The following is a 15,523-nucleotide window of genomic DNA, read 5'->3' as shown; positions in this document are numbered from 1 at the left end:
GTAGAGAACTCCGATGATCAACCTCCCGTGCCTGCTTGCTACCCCCGGGTATCCAACTGTCCGAATCTTGGATACCTATTGCCGGTCGCTCTTAGGGGCGGATGTCGGCGGGGCGGTCTGTGGTGGGGAGGCCCGCGGCGAGCCAGGCGTCGACGCCGCCGATCATGTCCGTGGCGCGGCGGAGGCCGAGGGTCTGCAGGCTGGCGGCTGCAAGACTGGAGCTGTAACCCTGCCGGCACACCAGGATGATCTCCCGGTCGTACCCGGTGGCCTCCGGGATGCGCCAGGCGCTGGCCGGGTCGAGGCGCCATTCCAGCACGGTCCGGTCGATGACGACCGCCCCGGGCAGGTCGCCCTGTTCACGGCGCTGCGTCTCGGTACGGGTGTCGACCAGCAGCGCCCCGCCTCGGACCGCCTCGACGGTCTGCTGCGGAGTCAGTCGGTGCAGCCCGGCTCGGGCCTGTTCGAGCAGGGCGTCGATGCCGGGGCTCATCACGTCTCGGAGCACCACCCGATGATGCCGATTGGTATGCCACCCCGGGAGGCGAACGGGCCCGGCGTCACCCGCCGCCGCCCCAATTCCCCCGGACGTGACGGGTTCGGGCGATGGCCGTCAGTCGGACGGGTCAGACCGGCGACGGGGGCGGCCCGGGCACCGTGATCGACTCGGTTTCAGTGAAGGCGCGGTGTCCCGCCGGCTCGGATACCCCACCTTCGCTGAAACCGAGTCGATCTTGGCGCTGATCCTTTGAGGGCGGGGGATACTGCGGTCGTGCACGGACTCGTTACCAGGGAACTGTTCGTCGGTGAGCATCCGCAGCGGTGCGGCCCCGGCGGCGCACGTCGGCACGGATTGACGGGCCATCCCGGGCCGTTCGTCGGCGGATCGGCCACCGCACGGCCGGAACACGTGGAGCCACACTGAATCCCGGAACCGGCAGGCCCGCTCCCGGCCAGGAGGCCGCTCCCGGCCAGGAGGCCGCTCCCGGCCAGGAGGCCGCGTCCGCCCGCAGGGTCGCACTCGGCCGCGAGGCCGCACACGGCCACGGGATCCGGGACGCCCACGACGACGCCGCACCCGGCCACGAGGCCGCACACCGCCACGAGGCCGCACACCGCCACGAGGCCGCACACCGCCACGAGGTTGGGGACGCCTACGACGAGGTCGGGGACGTCGGCGGGCCGACCGGGCTAGCCGGTCACGAGGTGCGTCCCGTGGCGGTCGTCGAGGCGTACGCCGAGGTGGCGCGTCGGGTGCTCGCGGGCCCGGCGCGGTTGGGGCGGACCCGGCTGGTGGCGGTCGACGGGCCGAGTGGCGCGGGTAAGAGCCGGTTCGCCGCGCACCTCGCGGACGCCCTGGCGGCGTTACCCGGCGGCGGCCGGCCTCCGGTGGTGCACACCGACGACCTGCTCGACGGTTGGGACGACCAGTTCAGCTTCTGGTCGCGGCTGGACGAGGAGGTGCTCGCTCCGCTGCGCGAGGGGAAACCCGGTGCCTACCGACGCTACAGCTGGGTGCGGCGACGGTTTCTGCCCCGGCCGGTGCCGGTGCCGGTGGCGCCGGTGCTGGTGGTGGAGGGGGTCAGCGCGGCCCGTCGGATCGTGGCGCCGGAGGTGACGCTGGCCGTGTTCGTCACGGCGCCCGCGTCGTTGCGGCTGGCGCGGGCGGTCGAGCGGGACGGCCCGGAGATCCTGCCCGAGTTGCGCCGTTGGCACGTCGGGGAGCGGGCGCATTTCGCCGCCGACGACACGGCCGCCCGGGTCGACCTGGTGGTCGACGGGGCGCCGACCCTGCCCCTGGACGGGAGCCGGTACTACGTGCGGGTCCGCTGAGCGGGGCATGGACGTCGGCCACCGGCTGGGGCACGATGCGAGGAGCTACGGCGAACGGGGAGCCCACCATGACGGCAGCGGACGCGCCAGCGCGACGCCGGATCACCCTCACCGGCATCAGCTCTCGGGCCTGGGAGCATCCGGCCGACCGGGGCGCGCTCGTCGCGTTGCGCGAGCTGCGCGGGTTCGACGACGTGGTGCGGGCGTTCTTCGGAATGTGGAACGAGCGGGGTTTCCGGCTGTCCGTGCTGGCGTCCGGCATCCGGGTGGACCACCGGCAGTATCCGGCGGTGTGGCAGCGCTACACCGAGGCCGCGGCGGCGCTCGACGTGGCGGAGCTGCCCGAGTTGTACGTGACGCAGTCGCCCTGGCTGGGCGCCGAGGCGGTCGGTCTGGACCGGCCGTTCATCGTGCTGAACTCCGCCTGCGTGCAGCAGCTCGATGAGGATGAGCTGCGCTGCCTGCTCGGCCACGAGTTGGGGCACGTGGGCAGCGGGCACGCGGTCTACAAGACCATGCTCATGATCCTCACCCGTTGGGCGGCCAACCTGAGCTGGTTGCCGGTCGGGGCGTTCGCGTTGCGGGCGATCATCGCGGCGATGCTGGAGTGGTGGCGCAAGGCGGAGCTGTCGGCCGACCGGGCGGGCCTGCTCGCCGGGCAGGACCCGGCGGCCGCGCTGCGGCTGTTGATGAAGCTCGCCGGTGGCGGTGACCTGTCGCAGATCGACACGACCGCGTTCCTGGAGCAGGCCGCCGAGTACGCCGGCGGTGGCGACCTGCGCGACAGCCTGCACAAGATCCGGATGACGGCGTGGAGCACGCACCCGGTGCCGGTGGCGCGGGCGGCGCAGCTGCGGCAGTGGATCGACTCCGGGGCGTACGGGCGGGTGCTGGCCGGGGACTATCCGCGCCGCGACGACGACGCCTCGACCAGCGTTTCGGAGGAGATCAAGGCCGCCGCCGAGTCGTACCGGGAGGAGTTCAGCCGGTCCACCGATCCGCTGGTCGGGTTGCTGCGTCGCCTCGGCGACGGTGCGAGCGACGTCGGCGAGTGGGTGGGCGGCACCGCCGGCCGGGCCCGTTCCTGGATGGATGCCGCCACCGAGGCCGCCGGTCGCGCGCAGCGGGCCGGCCGGGCCGCGCCGGGCGCGCGGGCGGGTTCCGGCGGTGACGGTACGGGCTCGGCCGGCACGCCCGGGTAAGGCCGGCATACGATGCCGGTCATGACCTCACCGATCATGTCCGAGTCCGAGGTGCGGGCCGCCGTCGAGCGGGAGATGCCCGGCGTACGGGCCGACCTGGAACGCCTCGTCCGCATCCCCGGCATCGCCTTTGACGGTTTCGACCACTCGCACGTGGAACGCTCCGCCGAGGCGGTCGCCGAGCTGCTGCGCGGCTGCGGCCTGGACGTCAAGATCGTACGTTCCGGCGGCCAGCCCGCGGTGATCGGCCGTCGGGCGGCTCCGCCCGGCGCGCCCACCGTGCTGCTCTACGCCCACCACGACGTGCAGCCGGTCGGCGACCGGTCGCTGTGGGAGTCCGACCCGTTCGAGCCGGTGGAGCGCGACGGTCGGCTCTACGCGCGGGGCGCGGCCGACGACAAGGCCGGCGTCATGGCGCATGTCGCGGCCCTGCGGGCGTACGGGGATGCGCTGCCGGTCGGTGTGGTGCTGTTCATCGAGGGCGAGGAGGAGTTCGGCTCCGACTCGCTGGAGCGGCTGCTCGCCGAGCACCGCGACGAGATCACCTCGGACGTCATCGTGATCGCCGACTCCGGCAACTGGGACATCGGCGTGCCGGCGTTGACCACCTCGCTGCGCGGCGTGGTCAACTGTTTCGTCGAGGTCCGCACGTTGGACCACGCGGTGCACAGCGGCATGTTCGGCGGTGCCGTCCCGGACGCGCTCACCGCGCTGGTCCGCCTGCTGGCGACGCTGCACGACGACGCCGGTGACGTGGCGGTGGAGGGGCTGGTGGGCCGCGAGGGCGCCACCGTCGACTACCCCGAGGACCGGATCCGGACCGAGGCCGGTCTGGCCGAGGGTGTGCGGTTCATCGGCACCGGCCGGATCACCGACCGGCTCTGGACCAAGCCCGCGGTGGCGGTGCTCGGCATCGACGCGCCGCCCACCGGCGAGGCGCCGAACGCGCTGGTCCCGGCCGCGAAGGCGAAGCTCAGCATCCGTCTCGCTCCGGGTGACGACCCCAAGCGGGCGTACGCGGCGGTGCGCGCCCACCTGGAGACGCACGCGCCGTGGGGTGCTCAGGTGACCGTCAGCCTGGAGCACGACGGCAACCCGTGCGTGATCGACGCGTCCGGGCCGATGTTCGACGCCGCGCGCTCGGCTTTCCGTGCCGCCTGGGACGGCACCGATCCGGTGGACATCGGCATCGGCGGTTCGATCCCGTTCATCGCGACGTTTCAGGAGATGTTCCCGAAGGCGGCGATCCTGGTGACCGGTGTGGAGGACCCGCACGCCCGCGCGCACGGCCCGAACGAGAGTCTGCACCTGGGGGAGTTCGCCCGGGTCTGCCTCGCCGAGGCGCTGTTGCTGGGCAAGGTCGCCGAGGCGGGGATCTAGACATCTTTCGACCCTGATCAGGGGTTTTCGGCGTGTCGCAGGCCGGGTTGTTATAGCCTTTCGAACATGAGTACGAACGAGGTGATGGCCCGGTTGGGGGCCGCCGTCAGCGCGCTGGGGGACGTCGATGTCTCCGCGTGGTCCGAGGACACGCTCAACGAACAGCTCGGTGATCTCTCCGCCGCCCTGGTCGCCCTCGACTCGGTGCTCGCCCGGGTCGCCGGCGAGGTTCGCGCCCGAGGGCTGCGCATCGAGGAACCCGTCTCCGCCTGATCCCGCCGCCCTCGTGGGGGCGGCGGCACCGCGCCGACACCGCCCGGGCACGGCAATGCCCGGGCGGTGTCGGAGGTGACTGGCAGGATGAACGTCGTGCGGTTCCTTGACCTGGCAGCCACCTCCGCCGCCGTCGCCGCCACCAACGGCCGTCGGGCCAAGGTGGAGTTGCTGGCTGACGCGTTGCGCCGGCTCGACCCGGCCGAGGTGGAGCCCGGCGCCGGCTATCTCGCCGGTGAGCTGCGTCAGCGGCAGACCGGGGTGGGCTACGCGAGCCTGCGTGACCTGCCGCCTCCGGCGGCCGAGCCGACGTTGACGGTGGCCGCCGTCGACGCGTCCATCGCGCAGATCGCCGCGGTGCACGGCTCGGGCTCGCAGGCTCGGCGTCGGGCACTGCTCGGTGCCCTGTACGCGGCGGCGACCGCCGATGAGCAGCGTCTGCTCACCGGCCTGTTCAGCGGTGAGCTGCGTCAGGGCGCCCAGGCCGGGCTGCTCGCCGACGCGGTGGCCCGAGCCGCCGACGTCCCGGTGGCGACGGTGCGTCGAGCCCTGCTGCTCGCCGGCGACCTGCGCGCGGTGGCGGTGGCCGCGCTCTCCGGTGGCGCCGCCGAGCTGGCCGGGTTCGGCCTGCAGGTCGGCCGGCCGCTGGCGCCGATGCTCGCGCAGAGCGCCCCCTCGGTCGACGAGGCGCTCGCCGCGACCGGCACGCCGGCGGTCGTCGACGTGAAGCTCGACGGCATCCGCATCCAGGTGCACCGCTCCGGTGCCGACATCGCCGTCTTCACCCGCAGCCTCGACGAGATCACCACCCGGGTGCCCGAGGTGGTCGCCGCCGTCCGTGCCCTGCCCGGCCGGGAGTTGGTGCTCGACGGCGAGGCGATCGGCCTGGACCAGACCGGCCGCCCGTTGCCGTTCCAGCAGACCTCCAGCCGGGCCGCCCGGCGCACCACGCCCAGCACCACCGGTGGCACTCCGGTCGCCCCGGCGGTGCTCGCGGCGGCCGCCAGCACCGGCGCGACGGTGCTCACTCCGTACTTCTTCGATCTGCTGCACCTCGACGGCCAGGATCTGATCGACCTGCCCGGCCGGGAGCGGTGGGCCGCGCTCGCCGGCGCGGTCGACTCGTCGCTGCTGGTCGGGCGGATGGAGGTCGACGGCCCGGAACAGGCCGGCGCCGCGTTCGCCGCCGCGCTCGACGCCGGCCAGGAGGGCGTGGTGGTCAAGGCGCCGGACGCCCCCTACGACGCGGGCCGGCGCGGCGCGGCCTGGGTCAAGGTCAAGCCTCGGCACACTATCGACCTGGTGGTGCTCGCCGTCGAGTGGGGCAGCGGTCGGCGCAAGGGGTGGCTGTCCAACCTGCATCTGGGTGCCCGCGACCCGCGCACCGGTGACTTCGTGATGCTCGGCAAGACGTTCAAGGGGCTCACCGACGAGCTGCTGCGCTGGCAGACCGAGCGTTTCCTCGACCTCGCCGTGGAGCGCGGCGACTGGGTGGTCCGGGTCCGGCCCGAGCAGGTGGTGGAGATCGCCTTCGACGGGGTGCAGACAAGTTCCCGCTATCCGGGTGGGATGGCGCTGCGGTTCGCCCGGGTGGTGCGCTACCGCGACGACAAGTCCGCCGCCGAGGCGGACACCATCGACGCGGTCCGCGCCATCCACGCCGGCCGGGTGACCGGCTGACCGGGCGCGATCAGGCGGACGCGCTGGGGGTCGGCTCGGCGGCCCGGTCCAGCGGCTTGCTCTCGGCACCGATGCCGGCGGCCCGGCGGGCCTCCCGGCGTGCCACCCAGCCGTAGCCGAACAGCGCCATCACGGCGAAGAGCCACCACTGCACGACGTAGCCGAAGTTCTGCCAGTTGTTGGCGTGCCCGACCGGCACCGCCTTGAACGTCGGGTTGGCGGCCGGCGTCTGCTCGTCCAGCAGCAGGTACGCGCCGTACACCGGGTAGGGCAGCTCGCCGGCGAGGCGCGGCACGGCGATGCGGCGGGTTTCCAGCCGCCCGTCGCGCCGGCTGACCGCGCCGGCGCCGCTCTCCGTCTCGTGCACCCGACCCACCACCGTCACGTCGCCGGTGGGCGCGGCGGGCACCGGCGGCTGGGCGGTCGCGCCGCCCGGTGCCGGCGGAATCCAACCCCGGTCCACCAGCAGCGCCGAGCCGTCGGCGAGCACCAGCGGAGTGAGCACCTCGAAGCCCACCCGGCTGTCCACCGTCCGGCCCCGCACCAGCACCGTGTTCGTCGGGTCGTACCGGCCGGTGACGGTGACCCGGGTCCAGACCTTCTCCTTGGCGGGAGCCGGGCCGGCCCTGCCCGCGCCGCCGGTGGGTGCGCCCAGCGCGTCGGCCAGTGGCACCGGAGCCATCCGCTGGCCGGCGTCGATCCGCTCGTTGACCTCGGTACGCCCCCGGTAGCGGTCCAGCTGCCAGTTGCCGAGGAACACCATGACGGCGGCGGCGACCAGGGTCAGCGCGAGGGCGCCCAGCCAGCGTGGGCTCAGCAGGAACCGGTACACGGCACCGAGGCTACTCGTATGACCGGGACCACTGTCCGCGACCGGGCCGGGACGGTGCGCGCGGCCCCCGTTGGCGGTGCTCGCGCGTCGGGGCGGGCGGGTATCGTCACGCCGACGGATCGACCCCCCGGTCGCCCGTCGCGTACCCGCCGCCGCCCGCGAGGAGTCGATGATGACCGTCGTGCCGCGCCTGGTGCTCAGCGCGCCGTCCTCCGGGCACGGTAAGAACGCGCTGGCGATCGGGCTGCTCGCCGCCCTGGCCGAGCGGGGTGTCGACGTCGCCGGGTTCAAGCTCGGCCCGGATCACGTCGACGCCGCCTACCTGGGCCTCGCCGCCGGTCGGCCCGGCCGGGTGATCGATCCCCGGCTGGTCTGTGTCGACCGTCTCGCCCCGCTGGTCGCGCACGGCGCGGCGGGTGCCGGGCTCGCCGTGGTGCAGGGCAGCATGGGCCTGTACGACTCGGTCGGTGGCCGCCCCGAGCAGGAGTCCACGGCCGCCGCGGCCACCGCGCTGCGCAGCCCGGTGGTGCTGGTGGTCGACGTGGCCGCGATGGGCCAGTCGGTGGCCGCCCTGGTGCACGGGTTCCGCTCGTACGACGAGCAGCTCTGGTTGGGCGGGGTGATCCTCAACCGGGTCGCGTCGTCCCGGCACGAGGGGATGCTGCGGGAGGCGCTCGACGACGTGGGTGTGCCCGTCTATGGGGCGCTGCGCCGTCAGGACCTGCCGGCGGTGCTGCCGTCTCGGCGGCACGGCGTGGCGCCGGTGGTCGACGGGTCCGCGGACGCCGTCCGCGCGGTCCGCCGGCTGGGTGAGGCGGTCGCCGCCACGGTCGATCTGGAACGGCTGCTCGGGCTGGCCCGCTCGGCCCCGCCGCTGCCGGCGCCGGCCTGGTCGCCGCAGGAGGCGCTGGGCGCGTTGGCCGTCCCGGCTGCGCGTCCGCTGGTGGCGCTCGCCGGTGGGCCGGGCGGCAGCTTCAGCCAGCCGGAGACCGCCGAGCTGCTGCGGGCCGCCGGCGCCGAGGTGGTCACGATCGATCCGCTGCGCGACGAGGCGCTGCCGGTGGGCACCCGCGCGCTGGTCGTCGGTGGCGCGCTGCCCGAGGCGTACGCCGAGCAGTTGTCGGCCAACCGGCGGCTCTGCATCGCGGTGGCCGAGTTGGCGCGTACCGGGCGGCCGGTGATCGCCCAGGGCGCCGGCCTGCTGTGGCTGGCGCGGGAGTTGGACGGGCTGCCGATGTGCGGTGTGCTCGACGCGGTCGGTGTCAGCCGGGACGGCCTGGTGGTGGGCTACCGGGAGGCGACGGCCCAGACGGACAGCGTGGTCGCCGCGGCCGGCACGGTCCTGGTGGGGCACAAGGAGCACCGGGCGGTGCTGACGCCGCGCGCCGGTCAGCGTCCGGCCTGGAGTTGGGACGGCGGCACGCCGGAGGGGTTCGTGTGGCGCAACGTGCACGCCTCGCAGCTCACCCTGCACTGGGCCGGTCATCCGGCGACCGCGGCCCGGTTGGTCGCCGCCGCGGCGACCGAGCCCGCGGATGAGGTGGTGCCCGCGCAGCCCGGTGGGGTGCCGGCGTGATCGGTCAGGTGGCGGTGCGCCGCTTCCCGGCGTTGACCGTCTCCACCCCTCGTACGGAGGTGCGGCGGGTCGTCGCCGCGGACGCGGCGGCGGCCGGGGAGATCTTCGCGGACAAGCTGACCCGGCGGTGGCTGCCGTTGGCCGACGACTCCGGCCCGATCGACGGGCACGCCTGGTGCACGGATCTGGCCCGGCAGCGGCGCGACAGCGGCGACGGTGACCACTACACGGTGCTGCGTCGTGAGGACGACCAGGTGGTGGGCTCGCTGTGGACGAGGCGCACCGACTGGGGTGCCCGCGCCACCGAGGTGTCCTACGCGATGGCACCGCACGCGCGTGGTTTCGGGCTGGCCGCCGAGGCGGTGGACGCGGTGGCCATCGCGTTGATTTTGGAGCACGGTTTCCAGCGCGTGGAGCTGCGGGTGGCCCCCGGCAACCTGGCCTCGCGCCGGGTCGCCGAGAAGGCCGGGTTCAGCTACGAGGGTCTGCTGCGCAACGCGGGTTTCGTCGGCGGCGGCCGGGTGGACCTGGAACTCTGGTCGTTCGTGGCCGCCGACCTGCGCTGAGCGACGGTCACCCGACGATGGCGTCCGAGGGCGGTGTGAACTGGCGGGTGGGTTGTCCCTTCAGCCCGTCGCGCAGGGTCTCCGAGACCGCCTTGATCGGGATCTGGGACTGTCCGTCACCGACCGCGTTGAACGGGTTGTCCGGGTCGGAGATGAAGCTCGCCGCCGCCAGTTCCGGGGTGTAGCCGACGAACCAGGCCGAGCGGGTGCTGTCGGTGGTGCCGGTCTTGCCGGCGACCGGGCGGCCGACCGTACCCCGGACGCTGTCGGCGGTGGACCAGCCGCCGCAGCCGCCGCGTGCCGGCCGGTCCCCGGTGGGGCAGCGGGCCGCGTCGGTGGCCGCCCGGGCGGCGTCCGCGCTGACCACCTGCCGGCAGCGGGGCTTGGCCACCTCGCGGTGGATGCCACCGGGTGTGTCGTACGTGGCCGGGGTGCCGTCCCGGTTCATGATCGCCTGCACCGGGATCGCCTCGCAGTAGCGGCCGTCGGCCGCGACGGCGGCGTACGCGTTGGCCATCTCCAGCGGAGTGGCGTCGGAGACGCCCAGGGTGAACGCGCCCCACTTCTTCGCCTTGCCCGGGGACGCCTGTTCCCGGTCGACGTCGGTGCGCCAGCGCAGCCCGAGTTGTTCGGCCAGTCGGACGGCCCGGTCCGCGCCGACCTTCTCCTCCAGCCACACGAAGTACGTGTTGACCGATTTGCCGAAGCCGGACCACATGGTCTGCTCGCCGGTCATCGCGCCGCTGGCGTTGGAGGGCGCCCAGCCGTCGTACACGGACGACTTGTAGCGGTACGGGGCGTTGAAGGACGTGGAGAGTGTCATCCCGGAGTCCAGTGCGGCCAGCATCGGGAACATCTTGAACGTCGATCCGGCCTGGTAGCCGGGCAGGTCACCGCCGCCGAGCAGCGGCGCAACCGTGTTCGGATAGTTGGCCTTCACGTTCGGCCCCGCCTCGGGGTTGGAACTCTGCGGGTTCTCGGCCAGGTCGAGCGAGTAGGTGCGGTTGACCGCCATGGCCTTCACCCGTCCGGTGCCGGGTTCGGAGACCACGATGCCGTTGGCGAAGGGGCTGCCGGTGTTCTCCTTGGTGCCGACGTTCTTCTCCGCCGCGTCCTGGACCTTCGGGTCGATGCTGAGCACGATCCGGTAGCCGCCACGGCGCAGCTTGTCGATCCGTTCCAACCGGTTCGCCCCGAACGCGGGCTGCGCGCTCCACCAGTTCTTCAGGTAGTCGCAGGCGAAGCCCCAGCTGTTGAACTTCTGCGGGATCGCGGCGCAGTCGTTGGGCGGGTTGGTCAGCTTCAGCCGGATCGGCTCGGACTTGGCCGCGGCGGCGGAGTCGGGGGAGAGGTAGCCGAGCTGGCTCATCCGGTCCAGGACGTAGTTGCGCCGCCCGGTGGCCTCCTTCTGGTCGGAGTCGGCCGGGTCGTACTCGGACGGGGACTTGACCAGCCCGGCGAGGGTGGCCGCCTCGACCGGGGTGAGGTCCTTGGGGGTCTTGGAGAAGAAGATCTCGCTGGCGGCGTAGATGCCGTACGCGCGGTGACCGAAGTACGCGGAGTTCAGGTACCGCTCCATGATGTCTTCCTTGCTCATCTCCTTCTCCAGGTCCAGCGCCATCCGCATTTCCTTGACCTTGCGCAGGCTGGTCTGCTGGGTGGCCTCCTGGACCTCCTTCGGCGTGGTCGCGCTGTCCCGCAGGGCCATCCGGACGTACTGCATGGTCAGCGTGGAGGCGCCCTGGGACACGCCGCTGGAGTGGGCGTTCGCGACGAAGGCGCGGGCCACGCCCTTCGGGTCGACGCCGTGGTGTTGGTAGAAGCGGGAGTCCTCGGCGGCCACGATCGCCTGCTGGATGTTCGGCGACATGTCCGACAGCTTGGTGTACTGCCGGTACTCCTCGTAGAACATGGTCAGCACCGTCTTGCCGTCGGGGGCGTAGAGGTACGAGGTCTCGGCGGGCAGGGCGGTGGTCAGCAGCTTGGTCTTCTGCTCCACGGCGTGCGCGGTGGCCTTCGCGCCGAGACCGGTGACGGCGACCAGCGGGTACGCGGCGGCGGCGATCACGATTCCGGCGATGAGCCCGGCGCGGAGGAGAGGGACGAGTCGACCAGCGGCAGCAAGGGGTCGGTTGCTCACAGGGTCAAGTTATGACATTTCCGATTCGTGCATGAGAAGAACTCATAAACCCGCGAGTGGTGACGCGGCTTACGTCGAGATCGGCTGTCCCACCGGCCGCCTTCCCGGCAGGATCGCGGACATGTCTGATCAGCCGCGCACAGCGGCCCCGACCGCCGGGGCCGAGCCGGACCTCGCGCACCACGGCGACGCGGAGGCGACCGCCGGCCTGATCGACCTCGCCGTCAACGTCCGCCGGGCCCCACTGCCGGACTGGCTCGCCGACCCGATCACCGCCACCCTCACCGACCTGGCCCGTTACCCGGACCCGACACCGGCCCGGACCGCGGTCGCCGCCCGGCACCGGCGTCACCCGGACGAGGTACTGCTCACCGCCGGCGCCGCCGAGGGTTTCGTGCTGATCGCCCAAGCCCTGCGCGGGGTCCGCCGCCCGGTCGTGGTGCATCCCCAGTTCACCGAGCCGGAGGCGGCCCTGCGGGCCGCCGGACACCCGGTCGAGCGGGTGCTGCTGGACCCCGCCGAGGACTTCCGTCTCGACCCGGGCCTGGTGCCCGACGACGCCGACCTGGTCATGATCGGCAACCCGACGAACCCCACCTCCGTGCTGCATCCGGCGCGGACCGTGGCCGCGCTGGCCCGCCCCGGCCGGGTGCTGGTGGTCGACGAGGCGTTCGCCGACACCACCACCGCCCCCGGCCACACCGGCGAGCCGGAGTCGCTGGCCGAGCGGCGCGACCTGCCCGGGCTGCTCGTGCTGCGCAGCCTCACCAAGACCTGGGGCCTGGCCGGCCTGCGGATCGGCTACCTGCTCGGCGCGCCCGACCTGCTGGCCCGGCTGGCCGCCGTCCAACCCCTGTGGGCCGTCTCCACGCCGGCGCTGGCCGCCGCGTCGGCCTGCGCCAGCCCCGTCGCGGTCCAGGCCGAACGCGCGATCGCCGCCGACCTCGCCGCCGACCGCGACCACCTGGTCGCGCGCCTGGCCGACCTGCCCGGTGTACGCGTCGTCGGCCGCCCGGCCAGCGCGTTCGTGCTGCTGCACCTGACCGGCGCGAGCTGGGTACGCGCCGCCCTGCGTGAGCGGGGCTGGGCGGTGCGCCGGGGCGACACGTTCCCCGGGCTCGGCCCGGACTGGCTGCGGGTGGCGGTACGCGACCGAAACACCATCGACGCGTTCATCGAGGTGCTGCGCGAGATCATGGAGGCATGATGTTGGAGACCACGATCGCGGCGATCCGGCCCGCGGACGAGTCGGCCATGGCGGCCGCCCGTGAGCTGCACGGCCGGCTGACCAAGCCGGCGGGATCGCTGGGCCTGCTGGAGGACCTGTCGGTACGCCTCGCCGGGCTCGCCGGGGCCTGCCCGCCGCCGCTGCCCGAGCCGGCCGCGGTGGCGATCTTCGCGGGTGACCACGGTGTGCACGCCCAGGGGGTGTCCCCGTGGCCGCAGGAGGTCACCGGGCAGATGATCGGCAACTTCCTGGCCGGCGGGGCGGTCGTCAACGCGTTCGCCCGGCAGGCCGGCGCCTCGGTCACCGTCGTCGACGTCGGCGTGGCCCACCCGCTGCCCTCCGACGCGGCCGGGCCCGATCGTGCCGGGCTCGACGCGGCCGGGCCCGATTCGGCCGTGCTCGACCCGGCGGTGCCCCGGCTGGTCGTCGCGTCGGTCCGCCGGGGTACCCGGGACCTCGCGGTGACCGCCGCGCTGACCCGGGACGAGGCGCTGGCGGCGGTGCAGACCGGTATCCGGATCGCCGACGAGCTGATCGACGCCGGCGCCCGCATCCTGCTCACCGGTGACATGGGCATCGGCAACACCACCCCGGCCGCCGCGCTGATCGCCGCCTTCACCGGCGCCGACCCGCTCGACGCCACCGGCCGGGGCACCGGGGTCGACGACCCGACGTACGCGCACAAGGTGGCCGTGGTGCGGGCCGCGCTGGCCCGGCACACGCCCGACCCGGCCGACCCGCTGGGCGTGCTGGCCGCCGTCGGTGGCCTGGAGCACGCCGCGCTGGCCGGGCTGATCCTGGGCGCCGCGGCCCGCCGCACACCGGTGCTGCTCGACGGCGTGATCGCGGTGTCCGCCGCGCTCGCCGCCGCGGCGTTCGCCCCGGACGCGGTCGGTGCCATGGTCGCCGGTCACCGCTCGGCCGAGCCGGGCGCCACGGTGGCGCTGCGGCACCTGGGCCTCGACCCGCTGATCGACCTGGGGTTGCGTCTCGGCGAGGGCACCGGCGCGCTGCTGGCGCTGCCCGTGGTCACCGGCGCCGTCCGGGTGCTGCACGAGGTGGCCACCTTCGACTCCGCCGGGGTGGCCGAGAAGTGATCGCGCGCGTCCGGCTCGGTGGTGCGGTGTGAGCACCAGTCCGTACCCCCTGGGCCTGCGCCTCGATGGGCGGCGGGTGGTCGTGGTGGGCGGCGGCGCGGTCGCCACCCGCCGCGTGCCGGCGTTGCTGGACGCCGGCGCGGACGTCCTGCTGGTGGCGCCGGAGCTGACCCCGGCGCTGCGCGCCCACGTGAATGCCGACCGGCTGCGCTGGGCGCCACGCCGGTTCACGCCCGAGGATCTGGACGGGGCGTGGCTGGTCCAGGTGGCGATCGACGATCCGGCCGCCGCCGAGTCGGTGAGCGTCGCCGCCGCCGGACGGCGGATCTTCTGCGTCCGGGCCGACGACCGGACGGCCGCCACGGCCTGGACTCCGGCGGTGACCCGACACGGTCCGGTCACCGTGGCCGTGCTCGGCGGCGGGGATCCCCGACGGGCGATGACCGTCCGCGACGCGATCCGTGACCTGCTCGCCGCCCGCCTCGTGCCCGAGGGTGCCGCCCGGACGCGCGGCGCGACCGAGGCGACCGGCACGACCGAGGCGACCCGGGGGCGGCGGTCCGGGCGGGTGGCACTGGTCGGGGCCGGCCCGGGCGACCCGGAACTGATCACGGTGAAGGGTTGGCGGCTGCTCACCGAGGCCGACGTGGTGGTCGCCGACCGGCTGGTCCCCGGGCTGCTCCTGGACGAGCTGCGCCCCGACGTCGAGCTGGTGGACGCCTCGAAGATTCCCTACGGCCCGTCCCGCGCGCAGGAGGAGATCAACCAGATCCTGGTCGACCGTGCCCTGGCGGGTGCCTTCGTGGTCCGGCTCAAGGGCGGTGACCCGTACGTCTTCGGGCGGGGCGGCGAGGAGCTGCTGGCGTGCGCGGAGGCCGGTGTGCCGGTGACCGTCGTGCCGGGGGTGACCAGCTCGATCGCCGCCCCGGCCGCGGCCGGGATCCCGGTCACCCATCGGGGGGTGGCGCACGAGTTCACCGTGGTCTCCGGGCACCTGGCACCCGACTCGCCGGCCTCGCTGGTGCGCTGGGACGCCCTCGCGGGTCTGCGCGGGACGCTGGTGATCCTCATGGGGCTGAAGAACCTCGCGGCCATCACCGAGACGCTGATCGCGCACGGCCGGCCGCCGGGCACACTGGCCGCCGTCGTCCAGGAGGCCACGACGGGTGCCCAGCGGGTGCTGCGCTCGACACTCGGCACAGTCGCCGCCGACCTGGTCGCCGCCGAGCTGCGCCCGCCCGCCGTCGTCGTCGTGGGCGACGTGGTGGAGGCCCTCGGCCGCTAACAATGGCACGAGTCCACGCGCGACGGAGCTGCCCGGGCGGTACGGGGGCGGGCGGGGTGCGGGTTCGGGCGCGGTGTAGTCCGGCGGTGCGGGCGGCAGAGACCGGCAGGTCACTTGCGCGTCCTTTGCTCTGCTTCAACCGACGCAACACCTAGGGCGTATCTGGCGGATCATGGGGTTTGATCGGGTATGGCGCGGAGCCAGTCGAGGGTTTCGGCGAGGTCGAGTGTGGCCTGGTAGGAGTCGGCGAGCTTGTCGTACCTGGTCGCCAGGGCAGGGACTGTACAAATAACGGCTGATCGACCGATCAAGGGAGAGACGCCAGATGACGACCGAGACGACCGAGACGACCGTGGGACAGCCGGCCGCCGAGCCGGTGGGTGCGGTGACGGATGAGCAGTTGATCGCGATGCTGGCCGATCGGGCTCGTG

At 73.7% G+C, this 15,523-nt stretch carries 12 protein-coding genes and 1 pseudogene; 10 read left to right on the top strand and 3 right to left on the bottom strand.

Features of this window, described 5'->3' with window-relative positions; translation table 11 throughout:
• Positions 1-91: 91 nt before the first annotated feature.
• Positions 92-493, bottom strand: coding sequence for a rhodanese-like domain-containing protein (locus AB0H52_RS30470; protein WP_278126786.1), 402 nt, complete (start codon positions 491-493; stop codon positions 92-94).
• 651 nt (positions 494-1,144) lie between these two features.
• Between AB0H52_RS30470 and AB0H52_RS30465 the strand changes: the two are divergent.
• The 5 genes and pseudogenes from AB0H52_RS30465 to AB0H52_RS30445 all read left to right on the top strand — a co-directional run bounded on the left by AB0H52_RS30465 (position 1,145) and on the right by AB0H52_RS30445 (position 6,368).
• Positions 1,145-1,833, top strand: a pseudogene (locus AB0H52_RS30465) (hypothetical protein).
• A gap of 68 nt (positions 1,834-1,901) precedes the next feature.
• Positions 1,902-3,035 carry a M48 family metallopeptidase gene (locus AB0H52_RS30460; protein WP_357951703.1) on the top strand — a complete coding sequence of 378 codons (1,134 nt, stop codon included), beginning with the start codon at positions 1,902-1,904 and terminating at the stop codon, positions 3,033-3,035.
• Positions 3,036-3,071: 36 nt separating this feature from the next.
• Entirely contained in the window at positions 3,072-4,415 is a 1,344-nt protein-coding gene (locus tag AB0H52_RS30455; protein WP_192580438.1) for a dipeptidase, read from the top strand.
• 66 nt (positions 4,416-4,481) lie between these two features.
• On the top strand, positions 4,482-4,688 hold the full coding sequence (locus AB0H52_RS30450) for a hypothetical protein (protein ID WP_139585616.1): 207 nt from the start codon (positions 4,482-4,484) through the stop codon (positions 4,686-4,688).
• A gap of 87 nt (positions 4,689-4,775) precedes the next feature.
• Positions 4,776-6,368: an ATP-dependent DNA ligase gene (locus tag AB0H52_RS30445; RefSeq protein ID WP_225854729.1), complete on the top strand. Its 1,593-nt coding sequence runs from the start codon at positions 4,776-4,778 to the stop codon at positions 6,366-6,368.
• A gap of 10 nt (positions 6,369-6,378) precedes the next feature.
• Here AB0H52_RS30445 and AB0H52_RS30440 read toward each other — a convergent pair whose 3' ends face one another.
• Positions 6,379-7,200 carry an SURF1 family protein gene (locus tag AB0H52_RS30440; protein WP_357951701.1) on the bottom strand — a complete coding sequence of 274 codons (822 nt, stop codon included), beginning with the start codon at positions 7,198-7,200 and terminating at the stop codon, positions 6,379-6,381.
• 172 nt (positions 7,201-7,372) lie between these two features.
• Here AB0H52_RS30440 and AB0H52_RS30435 point away from each other — a divergent pair, with 172 nt between their 5' ends.
• Together AB0H52_RS30435 and AB0H52_RS30430 are read left to right on the top strand one after the other, a co-directional pair.
• Positions 7,373-8,776 (top strand): cobyrinate a,c-diamide synthase, encoded by a 1,404-nt coding sequence (locus tag AB0H52_RS30435; RefSeq protein ID WP_357951699.1) that lies wholly within the window; start codon positions 7,373-7,375, stop codon positions 8,774-8,776.
• Positions 8,773-9,342, top strand: coding sequence for a GNAT family protein (locus AB0H52_RS30430; protein ID WP_151492175.1), 570 nt, complete (start codon positions 8,773-8,775; stop codon positions 9,340-9,342). The genes AB0H52_RS30435 and AB0H52_RS30430 overlap by 4 nt, the downstream gene beginning before the upstream one ends.
• A gap of 7 nt (positions 9,343-9,349) precedes the next feature.
• Here AB0H52_RS30430 and AB0H52_RS30425 read toward each other — a convergent pair whose 3' ends face one another.
• On the bottom strand, positions 9,350-11,482 hold the full coding sequence (locus AB0H52_RS30425; RefSeq protein ID WP_151492174.1) for a transglycosylase domain-containing protein: 2,133 nt from the start codon (positions 11,480-11,482) through the stop codon (positions 9,350-9,352).
• A 121-nt stretch (positions 11,483-11,603) separates the two neighbouring features.
• Between AB0H52_RS30425 and cobC the strand changes: the two genes are divergently transcribed.
• From cobC to cobA, 3 genes are read left to right on the top strand one after another with little or no spacing between them, the layout of a single operon-like run.
• A complete protein-coding gene (gene cobC / locus AB0H52_RS30420) occupies positions 11,604-12,689 on the top strand; it encodes an Rv2231c family pyridoxal phosphate-dependent protein CobC (protein WP_151492173.1) in 1,086 nt (361 codons plus the stop codon).
• Positions 12,689-13,807 (top strand): nicotinate-nucleotide--dimethylbenzimidazole phosphoribosyltransferase, encoded by a 1,119-nt coding sequence (gene cobT / locus AB0H52_RS30415; RefSeq protein WP_151492182.1) that lies wholly within the window; start codon positions 12,689-12,691, stop codon positions 13,805-13,807. The genes cobC and cobT overlap by 1 nt, the downstream gene beginning before the upstream one ends.
• Before the next feature lie 28 nt (positions 13,808-13,835).
• A complete protein-coding gene (gene cobA, locus AB0H52_RS30410; protein ID WP_151492172.1) occupies positions 13,836-15,092 on the top strand; it encodes a uroporphyrinogen-III C-methyltransferase in 1,257 nt (418 codons plus the stop codon).
• Positions 15,093-15,523 lie beyond the last annotated feature (431 nt).

It is taken from the genome of Micromonospora sp. NPDC050695 (assembly GCF_040654415.1).
Lineage (GTDB): Bacteria > Actinomycetota > Actinomycetes > Mycobacteriales > Micromonosporaceae > Micromonospora.
The sequence above is the reverse complement of the archived record's forward strand: the minus strand, read 5'-3'. Positions and strand labels throughout refer to the sequence as shown.

Bases quoted from the DNA above. Each gene is read 5' to 3' on its own strand.
- AB0H52_RS30470 (WP_278126786.1), bottom strand. From the start codon at position 493: ATGAGCCCCGGCATCGACGCCCTGCTCGAACAGGCCCGAGCCGGGCTG.
- AB0H52_RS30460 (WP_357951703.1), top strand. From the start codon at position 1,902: ATGACGGCAGCGGACGCGCCAGCGCGACGCCGGATCACCCTCACCGGC.
- AB0H52_RS30455 (WP_192580438.1), top strand. From the start codon at position 3,072: ATGTCCGAGTCCGAGGTGCGGGCCGCCGTCGAGCGGGAGATGCCCGGC.
- AB0H52_RS30450 (WP_139585616.1), top strand. From the start codon at position 4,482: ATGAGTACGAACGAGGTGATGGCCCGGTTGGGGGCCGCCGTCAGCGCG.
- AB0H52_RS30445 (WP_225854729.1), top strand. From the start codon at position 4,776: ATGAACGTCGTGCGGTTCCTTGACCTGGCAGCCACCTCCGCCGCCGTC.
- AB0H52_RS30435 (WP_357951699.1), top strand. From the start codon at position 7,373: ATGACCGTCGTGCCGCGCCTGGTGCTCAGCGCGCCGTCCTCCGGGCAC.
- cobC (WP_151492173.1), top strand. From the start codon at position 11,604: ATGTCTGATCAGCCGCGCACAGCGGCCCCGACCGCCGGGGCCGAGCCG.
- cobT (WP_151492182.1), top strand. From the start codon at position 12,689: ATGTTGGAGACCACGATCGCGGCGATCCGGCCCGCGGACGAGTCGGCC.